20 protein-coding genes are annotated in these 16,628 nt (G+C 62.9%); 11 read left to right on the top strand and 9 right to left on the bottom strand.

From position 1 onward, the window contains the following. Positions 1–273 precede the first annotated feature (273 nt). From B015_RS0104680 to B015_RS0104660, 5 genes are all read left to right on the top strand, one after another. The gene (locus tag B015_RS0104680; protein ID WP_018426509.1) at positions 274–1,407 is read left to right on the top strand and encodes an aminomethyltransferase family protein; all 1,134 of its coding nucleotides are present in this window, start codon (positions 274–276) and stop codon (positions 1,405–1,407) included. Positions 1,408–1,426: 19 nt separating this feature from the next. Further along, positions 1,427–2,020: a dimethylamine monooxygenase subunit DmmA family protein gene (locus B015_RS0104675; protein WP_040456017.1), complete on the top strand. Its 594-nt coding sequence runs from the start codon at positions 1,427–1,429 to the stop codon at positions 2,018–2,020. Continuing rightward, positions 2,017–2,982: a PDR/VanB family oxidoreductase gene (locus tag B015_RS0104670; protein ID WP_018426506.1), complete on the top strand. Its 966-nt coding sequence runs from the start codon at positions 2,017–2,019 to the stop codon at positions 2,980–2,982. Before B015_RS0104675 ends, B015_RS0104670 begins: the two co-directional genes overlap by 4 nt. Positions 2,983–3,008: 26 nt before the next feature. After that, entirely contained in the window at positions 3,009–4,049 is a 1,041-nt protein-coding gene (locus tag B015_RS0104665; protein WP_018426505.1) for a DUF3445 domain-containing protein, read from the top strand. 100 nt (positions 4,050–4,149) lie between these two features. After that, a complete protein-coding gene (locus B015_RS0104660; protein ID WP_018426504.1) occupies positions 4,150–4,557 on the top strand; it encodes a group II truncated hemoglobin in 408 nt (135 codons plus the stop codon). A 31-nt stretch (positions 4,558–4,588) separates the two neighbouring features. Here the strand turns inward: B015_RS0104660 and B015_RS0104655 are convergent, their stop codons facing one another. After that, positions 4,589–5,272, bottom strand: a complete 684-nt coding sequence (locus B015_RS0104655) for a helix-turn-helix domain-containing protein (protein WP_018426503.1) — start codon at positions 5,270–5,272, stop codon at positions 4,589–4,591. Positions 5,273–5,605: 333 nt separating this feature from the next. On the opposite strand from B015_RS0104655, the gene B015_RS0104650 reads away from it, so the two are divergent. Beyond that, positions 5,606–6,202, top strand: a complete 597-nt coding sequence (locus tag B015_RS0104650; RefSeq protein WP_018426501.1) for a hypothetical protein — start codon at positions 5,606–5,608, stop codon at positions 6,200–6,202. A gap of 42 nt (positions 6,203–6,244) precedes the next feature. Here B015_RS0104650 and B015_RS0104645 read toward each other — a convergent pair whose 3' ends face one another. The 7 genes from B015_RS0104645 to B015_RS0104615 all read right to left on the bottom strand — a co-directional run bounded on the left by B015_RS0104645 (position 6,245) and on the right by B015_RS0104615 (position 11,472). Further along, complete coding sequence (locus B015_RS0104645) at positions 6,245–7,174, bottom strand: sugar kinase (RefSeq protein ID WP_018426500.1); 930 nt, start codon at positions 7,172–7,174, stop codon at positions 6,245–6,247. Positions 7,175–7,200: 26 nt separating this feature from the next. Beyond that, on the bottom strand, positions 7,201–8,022 hold the full coding sequence (locus B015_RS0104640) for an IclR family transcriptional regulator (RefSeq protein ID WP_018426499.1): 822 nt from the start codon (positions 8,020–8,022) through the stop codon (positions 7,201–7,203). Positions 8,023–8,053: 31 nt separating this feature from the next. Next, the gene (locus tag B015_RS0104635; protein WP_018426498.1) at positions 8,054–8,437 is read right to left on the bottom strand and encodes a RidA family protein; all 384 of its coding nucleotides are present in this window, start codon (positions 8,435–8,437) and stop codon (positions 8,054–8,056) included. A gap of 15 nt (positions 8,438–8,452) precedes the next feature. Beyond that, positions 8,453–9,223: an amino acid ABC transporter ATP-binding protein gene (locus B015_RS0104630; protein WP_018426497.1), complete on the bottom strand. Its 771-nt coding sequence runs from the start codon at positions 9,221–9,223 to the stop codon at positions 8,453–8,455. 10 nt (positions 9,224–9,233) lie between these two features. Next, a complete protein-coding gene (locus tag B015_RS0104625) occupies positions 9,234–9,896 on the bottom strand; it encodes an amino acid ABC transporter permease (protein ID WP_026226888.1) in 663 nt (220 codons plus the stop codon). Between the two features lie 5 nt (positions 9,897–9,901). Next, complete coding sequence (locus B015_RS0104620) at positions 9,902–10,564, bottom strand: amino acid ABC transporter permease (RefSeq protein WP_018426495.1); 663 nt, start codon at positions 10,562–10,564, stop codon at positions 9,902–9,904. 68 nt (positions 10,565–10,632) lie between these two features. Continuing rightward, positions 10,633–11,472, bottom strand: a complete 840-nt coding sequence (locus B015_RS0104615; RefSeq protein ID WP_018426494.1) for a transporter substrate-binding domain-containing protein — start codon at positions 11,470–11,472, stop codon at positions 10,633–10,635. Positions 11,473–11,632: 160 nt separating this feature from the next. Between B015_RS0104615 and B015_RS0104610 the strand changes: the two genes are divergently transcribed. Then, positions 11,633–12,691: a D-TA family PLP-dependent enzyme gene (locus B015_RS0104610; protein WP_018426493.1), complete on the top strand. Its 1,059-nt coding sequence runs from the start codon at positions 11,633–11,635 to the stop codon at positions 12,689–12,691. Positions 12,692–12,865: 174 nt separating this feature from the next. Here the strand turns inward: B015_RS0104610 and B015_RS0104605 are convergent, their stop codons facing one another. After that, entirely contained in the window at positions 12,866–13,315 is a 450-nt protein-coding gene (locus B015_RS0104605) for a universal stress protein (RefSeq protein WP_018426492.1), read from the bottom strand. 217 nt (positions 13,316–13,532) lie between these two features. Here B015_RS0104605 and B015_RS0104600 point away from each other — a divergent pair, with 217 nt between their 5' ends. From B015_RS0104600 to B015_RS0104585, 4 genes are read left to right on the top strand one after another with little or no spacing between them, the layout of a single operon-like run. Then, the gene (locus B015_RS0104600; protein ID WP_051091939.1) at positions 13,533–14,585 is read left to right on the top strand and encodes an iron ABC transporter substrate-binding protein; all 1,053 of its coding nucleotides are present in this window, start codon (positions 13,533–13,535) and stop codon (positions 14,583–14,585) included. Positions 14,586–14,607: 22 nt separating this feature from the next. Continuing rightward, a complete protein-coding gene (locus B015_RS0104595) occupies positions 14,608–15,639 on the top strand; it encodes an iron ABC transporter permease (protein ID WP_018426490.1) in 1,032 nt (343 codons plus the stop codon). Then, positions 15,636–16,424, top strand: a complete 789-nt coding sequence (locus B015_RS0104590; protein ID WP_026226886.1) for an ABC transporter ATP-binding protein — start codon at positions 15,636–15,638, stop codon at positions 16,422–16,424. The genes B015_RS0104595 and B015_RS0104590 overlap by 4 nt, the downstream gene beginning before the upstream one ends. After that, the gene (locus B015_RS0104585) at positions 16,421–16,627 is read left to right on the top strand and encodes a molybdopterin-binding protein (protein ID WP_018426488.1); all 207 of its coding nucleotides are present in this window, start codon (positions 16,421–16,423) and stop codon (positions 16,625–16,627) included. The genes B015_RS0104590 and B015_RS0104585 overlap by 4 nt, the downstream gene beginning before the upstream one ends. Position 16,628 lies beyond the last annotated feature (1 nt).

Genomic DNA, 16,628 nt, shown 5'->3' with positions numbered 1-16,628 from the left:
GCCAGGCCCTTTTTTTTCCAACGGCATCGTTGGCGGGCACCTCGTGCCGATCTCTTCTGCCGTTCCCGCCGAAGGTACGGCGTCTCCTGCCTGCGCTGCGCCGATAGTCGAGCCAAGCAAAACCAGCCCAAGAAAAGTTGCCTGTAAGTAAAATTTCTTGCACTTGGATATTGCCCTGGGGGCAAGTTTCGGTTCAATATGTCCCCAACAATGTCCGCCTGAAGGCAGGATCGCCAACATAGGCGGAGTGGAACAAACGGAGGAGAATTACCGATGACAGCTTCTTGGCGTTTCTCGACCCTGGCCGACCGCCACCGCGCCCTTGGCTCCAAGCTCGAAGACTGGAGCGGCATGGGCACGGCCTGGTCCTACGACAAGGACGCGGACGAAGAGTATCTGGCGATCCGCACCAAGGCCGGCCTGATGGACGTGTCGGGCCTCAAGAAGGTCCACATCACCGGCGCGCACGCCTCGCACCTCATCGACCTCTGCACCACCCGCGACGTCGAGAAGATCTATCCAGGCAAGTCGGTCTATGCCTGCATGCTCAACGACGCCGGCAAGTTCACCGACGACTGCGTCATCTACCGCATCTCGACCAACTCCTGGATGGTCGTGCACGGCTCGGGATCGGGCCATGAGGAGCTGACCCGCGCCTCGATCGGCCGCGACGTCTCGGTGCGCTTCGACGACAATCTGCACGACCTGTCGCTGCAGGGCCCGCTCGCGGTCGACTACCTCGCCAAGCACGTGCCCGGTATCCGCGACCTCAACTACTTCCACCACATGCAGACCCAGCTGTTCGGCCTGCCCGTCATGATCTCGCGCACCGGCTACACCGGCGAGCGCGGCTACGAGATCTTCTGCCGCGGCCAGGATGCGCCGAAAATCTGGGACACCATCGTCGCCGAAGGCAAGTCGATGGGCATCATCCCGACGCGCTTCACCACGCTCGACATGCTGCGCGTCGAAAGCTACCTCCTGTTCTACCCCTACGACAACTCGCAGAAGTATCCCTTCGCCAATGAAGGCCCCGGCGACACGCTGTGGGAGCTCGGCCTCGACTTCACCGTCAGCCCCGGCAAGACCGGCTTCCGTGGCGCCGAGGAGCACTACCGCCTAAAGGGCAAGGAGCGCTTCAAGATTTTCGGCGTGCTGCTCGACAGCGACAAGGCCGCCGACGAAGGCGCCGAGATCTGGCGCGACGGCAAGAAGGTCGGCGTGGTAACCTGCGCGATGTATTCGCCGCTGGTGAAGAAGTCGATGGGCATCGCCCGGCTCGACGTCGACTGCGCCATCGTCGGAACCCCGCTCGAGATCCGCAACGCCAGCGGCACCGTGAAGGCCACCGCCCAGTCGCTGCCCTTCGACGATCCCAAGAAGCTCAAGCGGACAGCGAAGGGCTGAAACCTTGGAAAGTGCACCGGTGAAGACGATCCTCAGTCGGCCGGTCTACGGAACATTGTCACCGCAGGCCGGTAGCAGCCATCTTCTCGTAGCGGACGCCGAAGGGGCGTCCGCGATCCTGGACCTGGCGCGGCAGGCGCCCGAAGGCTTCTTCGCCAGTGCCCACATCATGTTCATACCGGGCCGCACCGAAAACCGCTTCCAGGACAGCCTGAAGGCGCTCAAGCCGACCCAGTACTACGAAGGCCCGTCAGTCGCGGCAGCCATGCCGCGACTGAAATGGACCCTCGCCAACGCCCATATGGGCCTGCGCATCTATCTGGCAGGCACCGAAGGGCTGATCGGCCAGGTGATGCAGGCAGCGCTCGAGGCTGGCATCGACCACGCCTCGATCCAGACCGAGCAGCGTGGATCGCTGGCCCGCCGCATGCAGTGCGTGCATTGCAAGGGCATCACCGAAAACGTCACCACCCAGCCCGCCACCTGCTCGCATTGCGGGCTGCTGCTGCTCGTCCGCGACCACTATTCGCGGCGGCTGGCAGCGTTCCAGGGCGTCTGCATCAACGCCGAGGATCCGACCGAGGTGCCTCACAAGGAGGAGATTTTCCGGTGAGCGCGGGAACGACAAAACTCAACGTCACCGTGACCGACGTGGTCGCGGTCAACGAACTGGTCAAGCGCTTCCATTTCGAGCGCACCGATGGCGAGAGCCTGCCAACCTTCTCAGGCGGCGCCCATGTCGTGGTCGAGATGCGCGACGGCGACCGGACCAGGCTCAACCCCTATTCGCTGATGAGCTCGCCGCTCAACACGCGCGACTACACCATCAGCGTGCGCCGCGACGATTCCGGTCGCGGCGGCTCGCTGTTCATGCACAACCGCGTCAAGCGCGGCATGGAAATGGTGATCAGCTATCCGGTGAACCTGTTTTCGCTGGACCTGCGCGCCAGGAAGCACCTTATGATCGCCGGCGGCATCGGCATCACCCCGTTCCTGGCACAGACAGCGCAACTCGCTGCTTCCGGCAGCAATTTCGAGCTGCACTACACCTGCCGCAGCGAAGCGCTGGGCAGTTACACCGACATGCTGCGCGACCGCTACGGCAATCGCGTCAACCTCTACTACGACGACCGCAACGAGCGCATTCCGCTCGACCGTCTGCTGGCAACCCAGCCGCTTGGCACGCATCTCTATGTCTGCGGCCCGGCCGGCATGATCAAATGGGTGCGCGACACCGCGGCCCAGCACGGCTGGCCCGACGAAACCGTGCATTTCGAGCATTTCGCGGCCCCTCAGCCCGGCAAGCCGTTCGACGTCACGCTGGCCGTATCCAAGAAGGACATCCATGTCGGCGAGCAGCAGAGCCTGCTCGAAGCGATGGAAGCAGCCGGCATAGACCCGCCCTATCTCTGCCGCGGCGGTGTGTGTGGCCAGTGCGAGACCAACGTTGTCTCTTATGACGGCACGTTCAAGCACAACGACCACTGGCTGAGTGCCGAGGAGCACTGCTCGGGCAAGAAGATCATGCCGTGCGTGTCGCGTTTCGAAGGACGATCGCTGGTTCTCGAACGCTGACATCAGGCCGGAACAGGGAGGATTTCATGGGTATCAACTTCAGGAAAGAAACGTTCCGCGACGACTTCAGCTTCAAGAACAGTCCGGAGCAGGTCAGGCGGTTTCCGTTCCCGTTCAACGAAGACGCATACATGTATGCGGTGAACATCGAGCCGCATGTGCCGGGTCCGCGCAATAGCGTGTTCGAGCATCTGATCGACGTCGACGAGCACTACATCTCCGAGATGGAAGACCGCGCACTGGTGTTGGCGGAAGATCCGCTGCGCTGCCAGTCGCTGCCGCACATGACGCTGGCCGGCTGGGACCTGCTTGAGCTCCTGATGGTCGAGAAAGCCAAGAGCTATCCCGAGCATTTTTCGCTGACCCGCGACGGCGACCGCTGGCGCTGGATCAATCGTCCGCTCGGCATCGACGACACCTTCACCTTCGGCGACGTCTCCACCCTGCCCTATGGGCCGATGGAATACATCACCCGCCAGAGCCAGGGCGATTTCGCCATCCTCGACCAGCGCGATGGCAATCTCTGGATGGACGCCGGCATGGTCACCACCCAGGCCGACTGGTCGCTCGACTTCGACATCGGCATGAACTTCTTCGAGTGGCACGCACCGGTGCCGCTGGCGCATGAAAAGGGCATCTTCACCCGCGCTCTGAAGTTCCTGACCAACATCCAGCAGGGCCAGCCGGCGCGCCGCCTCAACTGGACGATGACGATCAATCCGCGTCTCGACACCAGCCCCGAGAATTTCCACAAATGGGGCACCGACCGGCTGACGGTGACGCCGGAGAATGTCGGTAACAAGGTGCATCTGCGCGTCGAACTGCAGAGTTTCTGGCGCCTGCCGCGTTCCAATGCCCTGGTGTTCCCGATCCGATGCTACCTGATCAAGATGGATGAACTTGTGGCCCAGCCGAAATGGGCGCGCCGTTTCCATCGCGTGCTGCGGGACCTGCCGGTCGAGCTTGCCGATTACAAGGGTCTGACCCGATACCGGCCGACAGTGGTCGAGTGGCTGTCGAAATATGATGACGGCGCACCGACTTCGCCCGGCTTCGGCCCTGACTAGACGCCAGAATACACAAGGGCGGCTCCGCGTCTCGGCGGGGCCGCCCTTGCTTTTTTGAAGGCGTGGCCGCGCCCCCACGGGCACGTCGCAGGAGGTGACGATGAACGAACCGCTGCAACCCGCGCGACGCTCGCTGTTTGCCGAACTCGGCGGCGAAGAAACCATCCACCGCTTGGTCGAGACCTTCTACGACATCGTCGAGCAGGACGAGGACGCGGCGCTGCTGCATCGGCTGCACCTGCGTGGCCATGGCGTTGCCCATTCGCGAGAAGAGCAGTTCAACTATCTCTGCGGCTTCTTCGGCGGCCCGAGCTATTATGTGCAGAAGCACGGCCATTCCCGCCTCAAGGAAATCCACGAGCATGTCGAGATCGGGCCGGTCGAGCGCGACCTCTGGCTGACATGCATGCGCCGTGCCGTCGAGAAGGCCGATATCGCAGAAAACTGGCGCGAGATGGTGATGCGTCATTTTGGCTTTGCCGCGGAAACCGCGCGCAACAAGGACTGATCCAGCCCAATTCCGATCTGCTGACTGAAGGCTATTCGCCCGAATTGCCCTGCGGATAGGAGATGATCGAGAGGTATTTGATCGGCAGCGTGGTCAGCTCTTCCGGTCCGTGCGGCGCATCGGCATCGAAGAACAGACTGTCGCCTGGGGTCATGCGGTAGAGGTTGGTGCCGTGGCGGTAAACCACCTCGCCTTCGAGCATGTAGAGGAACTCCATGCCCTCGTGCTGGAAGGTCGGGAAGATGTCCGAATCCCCCGAAAGGGAGATGAGATAGGGCTCGACGGTCACGCCTGCGGTGTTCGAGCCGATATGGCCGAGCAGATTGTACTGGTGACCGGCGCGGGTGCCGCGGCGCTCGACGTCGACACCCTCGCCAGACTTGACGAAGACAGCACTGCGCTCTTCCTCGAAGCGGCGAAAGAAGGCGGTCAGCGGCACGCCCAGCGCCCGCGACAGGGCCTGCAATGTCGTCAGCGACGGCGAGGTGATGCCGTTCTCGATCTTGGAGAGCATTCCGAGCGAGATGTTGGTCATCGCCGCCAGATCGGCGACGGTGATGCCGAGCTTCTTGCGGAAGGCCCGTACCTCATGACCGAGCGCGACCTCGAGCACCTTCTCGGGCGTGTCGCGGATGGCATGCGGGTCCTGGTGAAGCGGTGCCGGCTGAGCCTTTGTCGATACCGGGGCCGGCGCCCTCTTGCCGTCGGCAGTCATCACGGCTGACAAACGGTCCTCTTTCACGCAGCTATCCCTCGTTGCGGCAACTCATAAAATGATCAGTTCACCCATGGTAAAATTTCTTTCCAATAAATTCAAGGGGTAGCCGATCAAAGTGTAGGCAAAATGCATACCGAAAAGGCAGGCCACCGCGAAAAACCATTCCGCGACTGGGCTTTGCAGCATTTTTGTCGTGAAGCGTGATCGCCACCCGAGCCCAACGCTCCCTCCCCCATTCGATTGATTTACAGCAGCGGCGTAGAGCGCGAGACTTCGGGATCGTGCAGTTGATTGCAGTGCTTACCCGACAACACAATCGGAGGAGCTGTCATGAAGTCTGCAACATTCGCCGGCGGAGCCATCATTGCCCTGGCTCTCATCTGGAATGTGAACCCGGCCATCAATTCCGCCAAGGCCGAAGAAGCCAGCAAAGCCGATCTCGACAAGGCCCGCCAGGCCTTGGCCAAATACCAGGACCCGTATGTGGCGGTCCGCGACCTCTATCTTTCGACGGTCGGCTGCGTCCATTACAGTGGCAAGAAGATGGAAGGACGCATGGAGTATCCGAAGGGGGCCATGGGCGTCCACTTCGTCAATCTCACGGTGAAGGGCCCACCCGACCCCAACAAGCCGAATGTGCTGATCTACGAACCTCACCGCGGAAAGCTGCGCCTTGTTGCGGTCGAATGGCTGGTTCCGCTTGAAGCAGCCAAGGAGCGGCCAAGCCTGTTTGGCCAGCCCTTCCAGGGGCCAATGGAGGGCCACGAACCCCTGATCCCCAGAGAGTTCGTCCACTACGATCTGCATGCCTGGCTGTTCAAGGACAATCCAAACGGGATGTTCAGTCCGACCAATCCGGACGTCAAATGCGACAGCTACGCATTCACCCTGCTGGAGGAGCCCACCAAGATGGTGCATGCCAACTGAGCCGGCCGGTTCGCCGGGACGCGAATTCACGCGGCGCATTGCCTAGTGCGCCGCCACTTCGCTCGCATCGATCTCTGCCGGGCTGACGAGCGCGCCATGATGGCCGATGACGGCGGCTGCCACGCCAGCCGCAAATCTCGCCGCGCCAAAATGATCGCCGGTCTGAAGGTAATTGGCGAGGAAGGCGCCGTTGAAGCTGTCGCCGGCGCCTGTCGTGTCGACGATTTTTTCCGCTTGTGTGGCGGGCACGAAAGACTGGCTACCGTCGAAGCTGAGCGTGATGCCGGCCGCGCCGTCTTTGACGACGAGCTTTTTCACCCCGAGCCCCGCATAGCGGGCAATCGTCGCGTCCACTGAAGTGTCGCCGAAATGCGTCTGCTCGTCCTCGAAGCTGGGCATTACCATGGACGAGGCTTCGGCGCCCGCTGAGATCGCCTGACGCATCCTGTCGGCATTGTCCCACAAGCGCGGGCGGATGTTGGGGTCGAAGGCGACGAGCTTGCCGGCAGCCTTGGCGCGGCCGATCTCGGCCAACAGCGTCGCAAGCGCATCGGTCGCCAGGATCGCGAGCGTGATGCCGGAGAAGAAGATCGTGTCGGAGGCGTCGATCGCCACCCGCAGTGACTGGGGATCGTCGGCCAACAGCCGCGCGGCGGAGCACGAGCGCCAGTAGGAGAAGCTGCGTTCACCGTCCTTCAGATGGATCATGTAGAGGCCGGGCGTGCGCTCCGGCAGGCGGCGGATAAAGCCGGTGCCGACGCCGGTGCCCTCGATGAAGGCGCGCATCTCGTCGGAGATGGCATCGGTACCGACAGCGGTGAAATAGTCGACGGGCCAAGCCTCCGGCAGGAAGCTTCTGAGATAGTAGGCCGTATTGAAGGTGTCGCCGGCAAAGCCCTTGCGCATCAGGCCGTCGCCGGCCTGGCGAAGTTCGACCATGCATTCGCCGATCAGGAGTGCGCGTCCGGCCATCGTGTATCCAGAATGTTGTGTGCTGCTCAGCGCCGACCGACAGCTCGGGCGGCGCCCGGTGCATGCTCGTCGGCAACATGCCCGAGGCGGCTCGACAGGTCGGCCGCAGCGTTCAGCAGCGTCTTGAGGTAGCTGGCGTGGTTCTTGAGACCATCCTCGCGCGGCGCAACCAGGCACAGCGTGGCGACACAGATGTTGTCGGCCTGGTAAACCGGCACGGCGAAGCAGTGGGTGAAGGTCTCGACCGCGCTGTTGAAGGTGTAATAGCCGACCCGCGTCGCCTCGCGCACCTCAGCAATGAAAACAGCCGGATCGAGCCACTCGCCGTTGGGCAGCTGGAAATCCTCCTTCGGGATGAAGTCGAGGATTTCCTGGTCGCTCATATGGGCGACAAGCAGGCGGCCCGACGCGGTCCAGGCAATAGAGACGGGATCACCAACATTGGACGAGATGCGGAAGGGACGCGAGCCCTCCTTCATCTGGGCAACGGTGTATTTGTTGCCTTCGAGCAGACACATCTGCGCGGTCTCGCGCGTCTCTTCGGCGATGTGAGTCAAAAGCTTGTCGCACTCGCGCATCAGATCGAACTGCTCGGCATAGGCCATGCCGAGGAAATAGAGCTTGCGGCCGAGAAACACGCGGCCGTCCTCGCCGCGATATTCGAGCACGCCCTGCCGCATCAGAAGGTTGACCAGCTCATAGACCGAAGATCGCGGGGCACCGATGCCCGACGCAATCTCGTTGGGGCGCAAGGGCGTGCGCTTGAGACGCAGATAGGTCAGGATCTCGAAAGCGCGATCGAGACCGCGCGCCCGCCTGCTTGTCACATCGTCCTGTACGTCGTCCATGCGCCGCCTTTTCCTCGCATCCGCTACCTATTCACGGCGCCTTGTAGGCGACGCAGTCGATTTCGACCTTGCAATCGACCATCATACTCGACTGCACGCAAGCGCGGGCCGGCGGATGGCCACCGAAATACTCGGCATAGACGCCGTTGAACGACCAGAAGTCACGGGGGTCGTCGAGCCACACGCCGACGCGCACGACATGCTCGAGGCCATAACCGGCCTCATCGAGGATGGCGATGACGTTTTCCATCGTCTTGCGGGTTTCGGCGATGATGCCGCCGCCGACGATCTCGCCGTTTTCCATGGCGACCTGGCCGGACACGTAGAGCCAGCCATTGGCCTCAACGGCACGGGCGAAGGGCAGTGCCTGCTTGCCTGCTCCGGACTGGCCGGTGCCGTAACGCTTGATCGTCATGCAATTCTCCGAATGCTAGTTGAAGGTTGAAGTCTTGAGGAATTCGGCCAGCCGCTCGGTCTGCGGCTTCAGGAACATCTCGCGCGGATTGCCCTCCTCGCCGATGCGGCCCTGGTTCATGAAGATGACGCGCGACGACACTTCGTAGGCGAAGCGCATCTCGTGGGTCACCAGCAGCATGCTCATGCCGTCGCGGGCGAGGTCCTTGATAACCTGCAGCACCTCGTTGACCAGTTCCGGGTCGAGCGCCGAGGTGACCTCGTCGAACAGCATCAGCTTGGGGTTCATGGCAATCGCCCGCGCAATCGCAACGCGCTGCTGCTGGCCGCCGGAAAGCTGGCCGGGGAAGCGATCGCGGCGCTCTGCCAGGCCGACACGGTCGAGCCATTTCTCGGCGACGCCGCGCGCCTCGTCGCGGTTCATCTTCTTGACCTTCACCAGGCCGAGCATGACGTTCTCGGCAGCACTCATATGCGGGAACAGGTTGAACTGCTGGAAGGCCATGCCGGTCATCGCGCGCTGGCGAGCGATTTCCTTTTCCTTCTTGCGGCGGCGGGTGCCGCCCACGGTCTCGTAGCCGATGTCCTCGCCGTCGATGCGGATCGAGCCGCCCTGGAACTCCTCCAACATATTGATGCAGCGGAGCATGGTCGTCTTACCCGAGCCGGATGAGCCGATGATGGAGATGACGTCGCCCTGGGCCATGGTGCAGTCGACGCCCTTGAGGACTTCGATATCGCCGTAGCGCTTATGCAAGTCGCGGATTTCGAGAAGGTTGCCGGTCATGGATGCGGCCTCACGAGGGGATCGAGGTCTTGCGTTCGACATATTTGCCGAAGCGCTCGATGCCGTAGTTGATCACGAAGTAGAGGAAGCCCGCGAAGAGATAGAATTCGAGGCTCATGAAGGTGCGCGAGATCAGCTCCTGCGTCCTGAGCAGAAGCTCCGCCACGCCAATGATCGAAAGCAGAGTGGAAGCCTTGACCATCTCGGCAGCCGTATTGACCCAAGCGGGCAGCACCTGGCGCAAGGCCTGCGGCCCGAGCACATAGGCGAAGGTCTGCGGCAAGGTTAGGCCGATCGCCTTTGCGGCCTCGGTCTGGCCCTTCGGGATCGACTGCAGCGCGCCGCGCACGATCTCGCCGACATGCGATGAGCAGAACACGGCGAGCGCCAGCACGCCGGCCTGGAACGGTCCGAGGTCGATGCCCACCGTACCCAACACGTAGTAGCTCGCGAGAACCAGCACCAGCACGGGCGTGCCGCGGATGAAGTCAGTGTAGCCGCGCACCAGCCAGCGCACCGGCCCCTTGCCATAGGTCAGCGCCAGACCGACGCCGATGCCGAGCACGGTGCCGACGAGGATCGCCAGCAGCGAGATGGAGACGGTGACGCCGATGCCCTTGAGGATCGGGATGCGGGCGAGCCAAAGCGTTTCGAGGAATGCGACGAGTTCCATGTCGGTCACCTCGGAATGGACATGCGCTTCTCGAGCCGGCGCAGCAGTGCGGCCAGCACGGAGCAGGTGGCGACGTAGAGCATACTCGTGACCATCCAGGTCTCGATGACGCGGAAGCTCTCGACGTTGATCTTGCGTGCCTCGAAGGTCAGTTCCGGCACGGCGATTGCCGCGGCCAGCGAGGTGTCCTTGAACAGCGAGATCATCGTGCTCGACAGCGACGGCAGTACGTTGCGCAGCATCAGCGGAATGACGATTGAGCTGCGTATCTGCGCCTGCGTCAGTCCGATGGCGAGACCTGCTTCCTTGAGCCCGTTGGGCACAGCCAGAAGACCACCACGGAACACTTCGGCGAGATAGGCGCCAGAATAGATCGCCAGCGTGGCGACAAAGCTTTCGACCTTGCCGAGGCGAATGCCCATCTGCGGCATCGCAAAGAAGGTGAACAGCACCAGCACCAGGATCGGCGTGTTGCGGATGATCGTGACATAGACTTGCGCCAGCCGGCGCAGAAACGCCTGCTTCGACAGCAGCCCGAAGGCCGTGACGAGGCCGATGACGCAGCCGATGGCGATGGCGACGAAGGCCAGGCCGAGGCTGAGCCCCAGGCCCCACAGCAACTGATCGAAGCTGCGCCAGACCGCCGAGAAATTGAGGGTGTAACCCATGGTGCCGTCCGAGTGAGAGATGTGGCGCGGCCGAGTTCAGGCCAGGGGCCGCGCCACTATTGGCGAGCTTACTTGTACTCGACCGGGAAGCCGATCTGCGGCGGAGCGAGTTCCTTGCCGAACCAGGTCTTGTAGGAGTTGGCGTAGAAGTCGAACTCGACACCGGTCATCGCTTCATGCAGCGCGGTGTTGACGAAGTTCAGCCAGTCCTGGTCGCCGCGCTTGACGCCGCAGGCATAGGTCTGCGGGTTCCAGCCGTAGCCCGCGTCCTTGTAGCGGTCCGGGTTCTGCTTCATGTACCAAGCCAGCGACGATTGGTCGGTAGCGACCGCATCGGCCCGGCCAGATTCCAACGCCTGGTAGATCAGGTCGACGGATTCATACTGGTCGACCTTCGCCTCCGGCAGGGCGGCATGCACCATGGCCTCGGCGTAGACGTTCTGCAGCACCGAGATAGTCACGCCCGAGCCGGCGGCCTTGAGCGCGGCATAGTCGGCATATTTGCTGTCGCCCTTCAGCATCAGGCCGACGCCTTCGCGGTAGTAGGGAATGGTGAAGGCGATCTGCTGGGCGCGCTCGCCTGTCACGGTCATGAACTGGCAGGTCAGATCGACCTTGTTGGTGGTAATGTTCGGGATGCGGGCATCCGAAGACTGGTTGACGTATTCGATCTTGTCCGGATCGCCGAACAGCGCCTTGGCGACGATGCGGCCCATGTCGACGTCGAAGCCCTGCAGCTTGTCGTCGGCGCTCTTGAAGTGCCACGGCGCGTTGGTGCTGCCGGTGCCCATGACCAGATGGCCACGTGCCAGAACCTCATCGAGCTTGCTTTGTTTTTCCTGTGCGCCGGCAGGCGTTGCCGCCATCAGCGCGAGCGCGGCGACAGCCGCGGAAAGTGCGATCTTCATCTCGCCGTTCCTCCCAAAAGAACTCTCTAATGCAATGTCCATTATTACGGACATGTGTCCTGAATAATGGATTGACGTATAAGGCGACAGGCGGCATTGTTTGTCAAGCGCTTCGGAGGCAAGGTCCGCGGCGCTCGTGATTTGGAGGCGAGGCAAAGGCATGTTCGACAAGATCCAGACGCCCGCCGTGTTGGTGGACATCGATGTGGCGAAGCGGAACATCGAGCGCTTCCAGGCCTATGCCGACAGCCACGGGCTGAAGGTCCGCCCGCACATCAAGACGCACAAGCTACCCCGCATCGCCGAGATGCAGCTCGACGCGGGTGCCGTCGGCATCACCTGCCAGAAAGTGTCGGAAGCCGAGGCCATGGTCGCCGGCAGCGACCGGCTGAACGACGTGCTGATCACCTACAACATCCTGGGTGACGACAAGCTGCACGCGCTCGTGGCGCTCGCCCGCAAGGTCAAGCTTGCTGTTGTCGCCGACAATGCGACCGTGATCGACGGGCTCTCGGCCGCCTTTGCGGCCGCCGGCACAACGCTCAGCGTTTTCGTCGAATGCAACACCGGCGCCGATCGCTGCGGCGTCGGCTCGCCGCAAGAAGCAGCCGAACTCGCTGGCCGCATCCATGCCGCCCCGGGCCTGCATTTCGCCGGCCTGATGACCTACCCGCCGGTCGGCGGCGCAGCCAAGGTGCAGGCCTTCATGACCGAGGCCAAGGCGCTGATCGAGACCAAGGGCATTGCCGTTCCCGCCGTCACCTCGGGCGGCTCGCCCGACATGATGCTGGCGCATCTGGCGCCTGTAGCCACCGAATTCCGCCCCGGCACGTATGTCTACAACGACCGCTCGCTGGTCGCTCGCGGCGTCACCAGTTGGGACGATTGCGCGCTGACGGTGCTTGCCACCGTCGTCTCGGTGCCGGCACCCAACCGCGCCATCATCGACGCCGGCTCAAAGACGCTGACCTCGGACCTGCTCGGCCTCGTCGGTCACGGCCATGTGCTTGGCCGGCCCGACATCTTAATAGATCAGCTGTCGGAAGAGCATGGCCGCCTGCGTTGCGACGGCGACATCAACCTCACAGTCGGCCAGCGCATCCGCATCGTGCCCAACCACGCCTGCGTCGTCACCAACATGGTCGACGGCGTCTATGTCTACGGCAAGGACAAGGCGGCGGAGCTGTGGCCGGTGCCGGCACGCGGCAAGATCATCTGAACAGCACAAACGAGCAAGAAAGGCCTCCCCGACGCCGGTCAGGGAGGCCTTTTCTCATTCAGGCCGAAGCTCTTGGAGAATTCCGCTTTCCTTCGAATCGCGGAACCCCTCGATCTCTTTGTTTTTGCGCAATTCCGGACGGAAAAACCGCTGCGCACTCTTCCTGGAATTGCTCTAGCGGACGACCAGCACCGGCACCTTGCTGTTGGTCAAAACATCCACAGTCTGGCTGCCGAGGATCAGGCGTCCCAGGCCACGGCGGCCATGCGAGGCCATGACGATGAGGTCGCAGCCCTTGTCCTGGGCGATCTGGTTGATCGCCTCGGCGGCCCACATCTCCTCGACATGGATGGTGTTGGCGTTGACGCCCAGTTTGTCGGCTTCGGCCTTGGCAGCCTTCAGCACCTTGGCACCGTATTCCTCACCAGCCTTCTGGTAGGACACGATGTCCTCGGCGGTCGCCACCGGGCCGTACATACCGGCAGAGGCAAAGATTGGCGCCGGCTCGGTCACGTTCATGATCGTCACCGTGCTGCCCAGGCCCTTGGCGAGGCTGAGCCCGTGCTCCAACCCCTTCTGCGCCAGTTCCGAGCCGTCGGTGGCGATGAGGATATGGGTGTACATGAATGTCTCTCCTTGGCTCACTGAACCTTTGAGGTTCACCTGAATCTCGACCCAGCCTTTCCGACCGGCGCCCATGGGTCAAGGCGAAGGCCCTGGAATCGGCTGGCACAGCCGCACAAAGCCCTTGACCGTTATATTCGATCAAACATAACAATGCGCCGCTCGTTATATTGGCATGTATATATCCAAACCCATTGTTCAACCCGAGATCGACAGCATGAGACGCCGCAACCTCTTGATTTCATTCTTGGCTGCCGCCACCGCTCTGGTCGGCTTCGCCTCGCTTGCTTCGGCTGAGCAGCGCGTCTTCACCGACGCCGCCGGCCGCAAGGTGGCGCTGCCCGAGAAGATCACCCGCGTCATGGCCGCCGGCCCGCCCGCTTCGGTGCTGCTCTACTCGGTCGCGCCCGACCGTATGGTCGGTTGGGTGCGCGAGTTCAAAGACGACGAGAAGGACTTCATCGCGGCTCCCTATCGCGACCTGCCCGTCCATGGCCGCCTGACCGGCAAGGGCGACACCGCCAACATGGAAGCCGTGCTGGCGATGAAGCCCGACATCATCCTCGATGTCGGCACGGTCAACCCGACCTATGCCTCGCTCGCCGACAAGGTGCAGGAACAGACCGGCATTCCCTATGTGCTGATCGACGGCAGTTTCGCCAACACGCCGAAGTCGCTGCGCGAGATCGGCGAACTCCTGGGCGAAAAGGAGCAGGCCGAAAAGCTCGCCGCCTACACCGAAGCTGCGATGCAGCGGCTCGACAAGGTCGTGGCTGAGGTGCCGGCCGACCAGCGCCCGCGCGTCTATTACGGCCGCGGCCCTGACGGGCTGGAGACCGGCCTCGCCGGTTCGATCAATATGGAAGTGCTGTCCGCCGTCGGCGCCACCAATGTCGCCGAAGCCGCAGGCAAGGGCTCGCTCGCCAATGTCTCGCTCGAACAGATCCTGTCGTGGAACCCCGACGTCATCCTGACGCTCAGCCCGAAGTTCCAGAAGTCGGTGCTGTCTGACCCTTCATGGGCCGGCATCAAGGCAGTGAAGGACGGTCGCGTGTTTCGTGCACCGGCCCTGCCCTTCGGCTGGTTCGATGCGCCTCCCGGCGTCAACCGCGCCATCGGCGTTTCCTGGCTCACCTCGGCGCTTTACCCTGGCAAGGCCGAAATCGACCTGAAGGCCGAGACCCGCGACTTCTACAAGCTGTTCTATCATGTCGATCTCACCGACGAGCAACTTGGCAAGCTGCTGGCCGACACCGGTCCGAAGCCCTGAGCTTCGAGCGGAAGCCGAGCACTTGCAGCAGCACCAGAAAGCCCAGCGCGCCGGGCCGATCGCCATCGGCGCGCTGGCGGTGCTGCTCATCGCCATCATCCTGGTGGCGATCCTGACCGGCAAATATCCGGTTGCGCCGCCTGACATTCTCGCCGTGGTCATGGCCAAGCTGTCAGGCGGCGCAAGCGGCGTCGCGCCCACTGTCGAGACCGTGATCTGGAATGTGCGCCTGCCGCGTGTCGGCGCCGGCATCCTCGTCGGCGGATCGCTCGCGGCCGCGGGTGCGGTCTATCAAGGCCTGTTCCGCAACCCGCTTGTCTCGCCCGACATCCTCGGCGTCTCCGCCGGCGCCAGCTTCGGCGCCGTGGTCGGCATTTTCCTGTCCTTGTCGGTGCTTGCCATACAGGGCCTTGCCTTTGCCGGCGGGCTTGCGGCCGTGGCGCTCGTCTACGCCATCGGCTCTATCGTGCGCGAGCGCGATCCGATCCTGGTGCTGGTGCTGGCGGGCGTCGCCATCGGCGCGCTTCTCGGCGCCTGCGTGTCACTGCTCAAGGTACTCGCCGATCCCTATAACCAACTGCCGGCCATCACCTTCTGGCTGCTCGGCAGCCTCGCCAGCATCAGCCGCGCCGATCTTGTGTCCATCCTGCCCGCTGTCCTTGTCGCGCTGGTGCCGATGGTACTGCTGCGATGGCGAATGAACCTGATGACGCTCGACGACGAGGAGGCGCGTGCACTCGGCGTCGAGACGCGCTGGATACGCATCGTCATTGTCGCCGCCGCCACGCTGATGACCGCGGCTGCCGTTTCCATATCGGGCATCATCGGCTGGATCGGCCTGCTCGTACCACATGTCGCGCGCATGTTTGTCGGACCCGACTTCTCGCGCCTGCTGCCGGCTTCGATGCTCATCGGCGCCGCCTACTTGGTCGGCGTCGACACGCTCGCCCGCAGCATCGCCGCGATCGAGGTGCCGCTCGGCATCCTGACGGCCGCCATTGGCGCGCCATTCTTCCTCTATCTGCTCCTGACGACCCGGCGAGGCTGGCAATGATGCTTCAGGCAACCGATCTCGCCTTCGGCTATGGCCGCGTCAAAATCGGCCACGGAGTGACGCTTTCGGTGGATCGTGGCGAGGTGCTGTGCCTGCTCGGCCCCAATGGCTGCGGCAAGACCACGCTGTTCAAGACCCTGCTCGGCCTGCTGCCGCGCCAGGGCGGCAGGCTGGAACTGAACGGCAAGGATATCGCCACCTTCTCGCGTTCGCAGTTCGCACGCCACATCGCTTATGTGCCACAGGCGACCGGTGCCTATTTCCCGTTCTCGGTATTCGACGTCGTCTTGATGGGCCGGGCCAGTCGCATCGACACCTTCGCCTCGCCCACCATGGCCGACCGGGCGATCACGCAGGACGCGCTTGCCGCGCTCGGTATCGGCCATCTCGCCGCCCGCCCCTTCACCGACATCTCAGGTGGTGAAAAGCAGATGACCTTGATCGCCCGCGCGCTCGCCCAGGAGCCCGAACTGATCGTCATGGACGAGCCGACCGCCAGCCTCGACTTCGGCAATCAGGCCCGCGTGCTCAGCCGCATCTCGAGCTTTGCCGGCTCTGGCATGGCGGTTGTCATCTCCACCCACGATCCCAGCCACGCATTCGCCTGCGCCAGCCGCGTCGCGCTGATGCAGGCGGGCGCACTCATTGCCATTGGAAAGCCGCAGGATGCGCTAACGTCCGAAGCGCTGCAGGCTCTCTATGGCGTCGGAGTTGCAGTTGCCTATCTCGAACAGGCCGGACGCCATGTCTGCACCCCAACCCTCATCGAAAGGAATGCACCATGAAGATCAGCGCCCGCAACCAGCTCAAGGGCAAGATCGTCGAAGTGACCAAGGGGGCGACCACCTCGCATGTCCGCATCGACATCGGCGGCGCCGTCGTCACCGCCTCCATCACCAATGCGGCGGTCGACGAACTGAAGCTTGCCGCCGGCAAGGAAGCCTATGCGGTCATCAAGGCCTCCGACGTCATGGTCGCGGTCGACTGAA

Source organism: Hoeflea sp. 108 (assembly GCF_000372965.1).
Lineage (GTDB): Bacteria > Pseudomonadota > Alphaproteobacteria > Rhizobiales > Rhizobiaceae > Aminobacter.
The sequence above is the reverse complement of the archived record's forward strand: the minus strand, read 5'-3'. Positions and strand labels throughout refer to the sequence as shown.

Excerpts from the sequence above, each read along its gene's own strand:
- B015_RS0104600 (WP_051091939.1), top strand. The coding sequence starts at position 13,533 with ATGAGACGCCGCAACCTCTTGATTTCATTCTTGGCTGCCGCCACCGCT.
- B015_RS0104640 (WP_018426499.1), bottom strand. The coding sequence starts at position 8,022 with ATGGACGACGTACAGGACGATGTGACAAGCAGGCGGGCGCGCGGTCTC.
- B015_RS0104620 (WP_018426495.1), bottom strand. The coding sequence starts at position 10,564 with ATGGGTTACACCCTCAATTTCTCGGCGGTCTGGCGCAGCTTCGATCAG.
- B015_RS0104660 (WP_018426504.1), top strand. The coding sequence starts at position 4,150 with ATGAACGAACCGCTGCAACCCGCGCGACGCTCGCTGTTTGCCGAACTC.
- B015_RS0104590 (WP_026226886.1), top strand. The coding sequence starts at position 15,636 with ATGATGCTTCAGGCAACCGATCTCGCCTTCGGCTATGGCCGCGTCAAA.
- B015_RS0104610 (WP_018426493.1), top strand. The coding sequence starts at position 11,633 with ATGTTCGACAAGATCCAGACGCCCGCCGTGTTGGTGGACATCGATGTG.
- B015_RS0104645 (WP_018426500.1), bottom strand. The coding sequence starts at position 7,174 with ATGGCCGGACGCGCACTCCTGATCGGCGAATGCATGGTCGAACTTCGC.
- B015_RS0104680 (WP_018426509.1), top strand. The coding sequence starts at position 274 with ATGACAGCTTCTTGGCGTTTCTCGACCCTGGCCGACCGCCACCGCGCC.
- B015_RS0104585 (WP_018426488.1), top strand. The coding sequence starts at position 16,421 with ATGAAGATCAGCGCCCGCAACCAGCTCAAGGGCAAGATCGTCGAAGTG.
- B015_RS0104655 (WP_018426503.1), bottom strand. The coding sequence starts at position 5,272 with ATGACTGCCGACGGCAAGAGGGCGCCGGCCCCGGTATCGACAAAGGCT.
- B015_RS0104625 (WP_026226888.1), bottom strand. The coding sequence starts at position 9,896 with ATGGAACTCGTCGCATTCCTCGAAACGCTTTGGCTCGCCCGCATCCCG.
- B015_RS0104665 (WP_018426505.1), top strand. The coding sequence starts at position 3,009 with ATGGGTATCAACTTCAGGAAAGAAACGTTCCGCGACGACTTCAGCTTC.
- B015_RS0104605 (WP_018426492.1), bottom strand. The coding sequence starts at position 13,315 with ATGTACACCCATATCCTCATCGCCACCGACGGCTCGGAACTGGCGCAG.
- B015_RS0104650 (WP_018426501.1), top strand. The coding sequence starts at position 5,606 with ATGAAGTCTGCAACATTCGCCGGCGGAGCCATCATTGCCCTGGCTCTC.
- B015_RS0104615 (WP_018426494.1), bottom strand. The coding sequence starts at position 11,472 with ATGAAGATCGCACTTTCCGCGGCTGTCGCCGCGCTCGCGCTGATGGCG.
- B015_RS0104635 (WP_018426498.1), bottom strand. The coding sequence starts at position 8,437 with ATGACGATCAAGCGTTACGGCACCGGCCAGTCCGGAGCAGGCAAGCAG.
- B015_RS0104630 (WP_018426497.1), bottom strand. The coding sequence starts at position 9,223 with ATGACCGGCAACCTTCTCGAAATCCGCGACTTGCATAAGCGCTACGGC.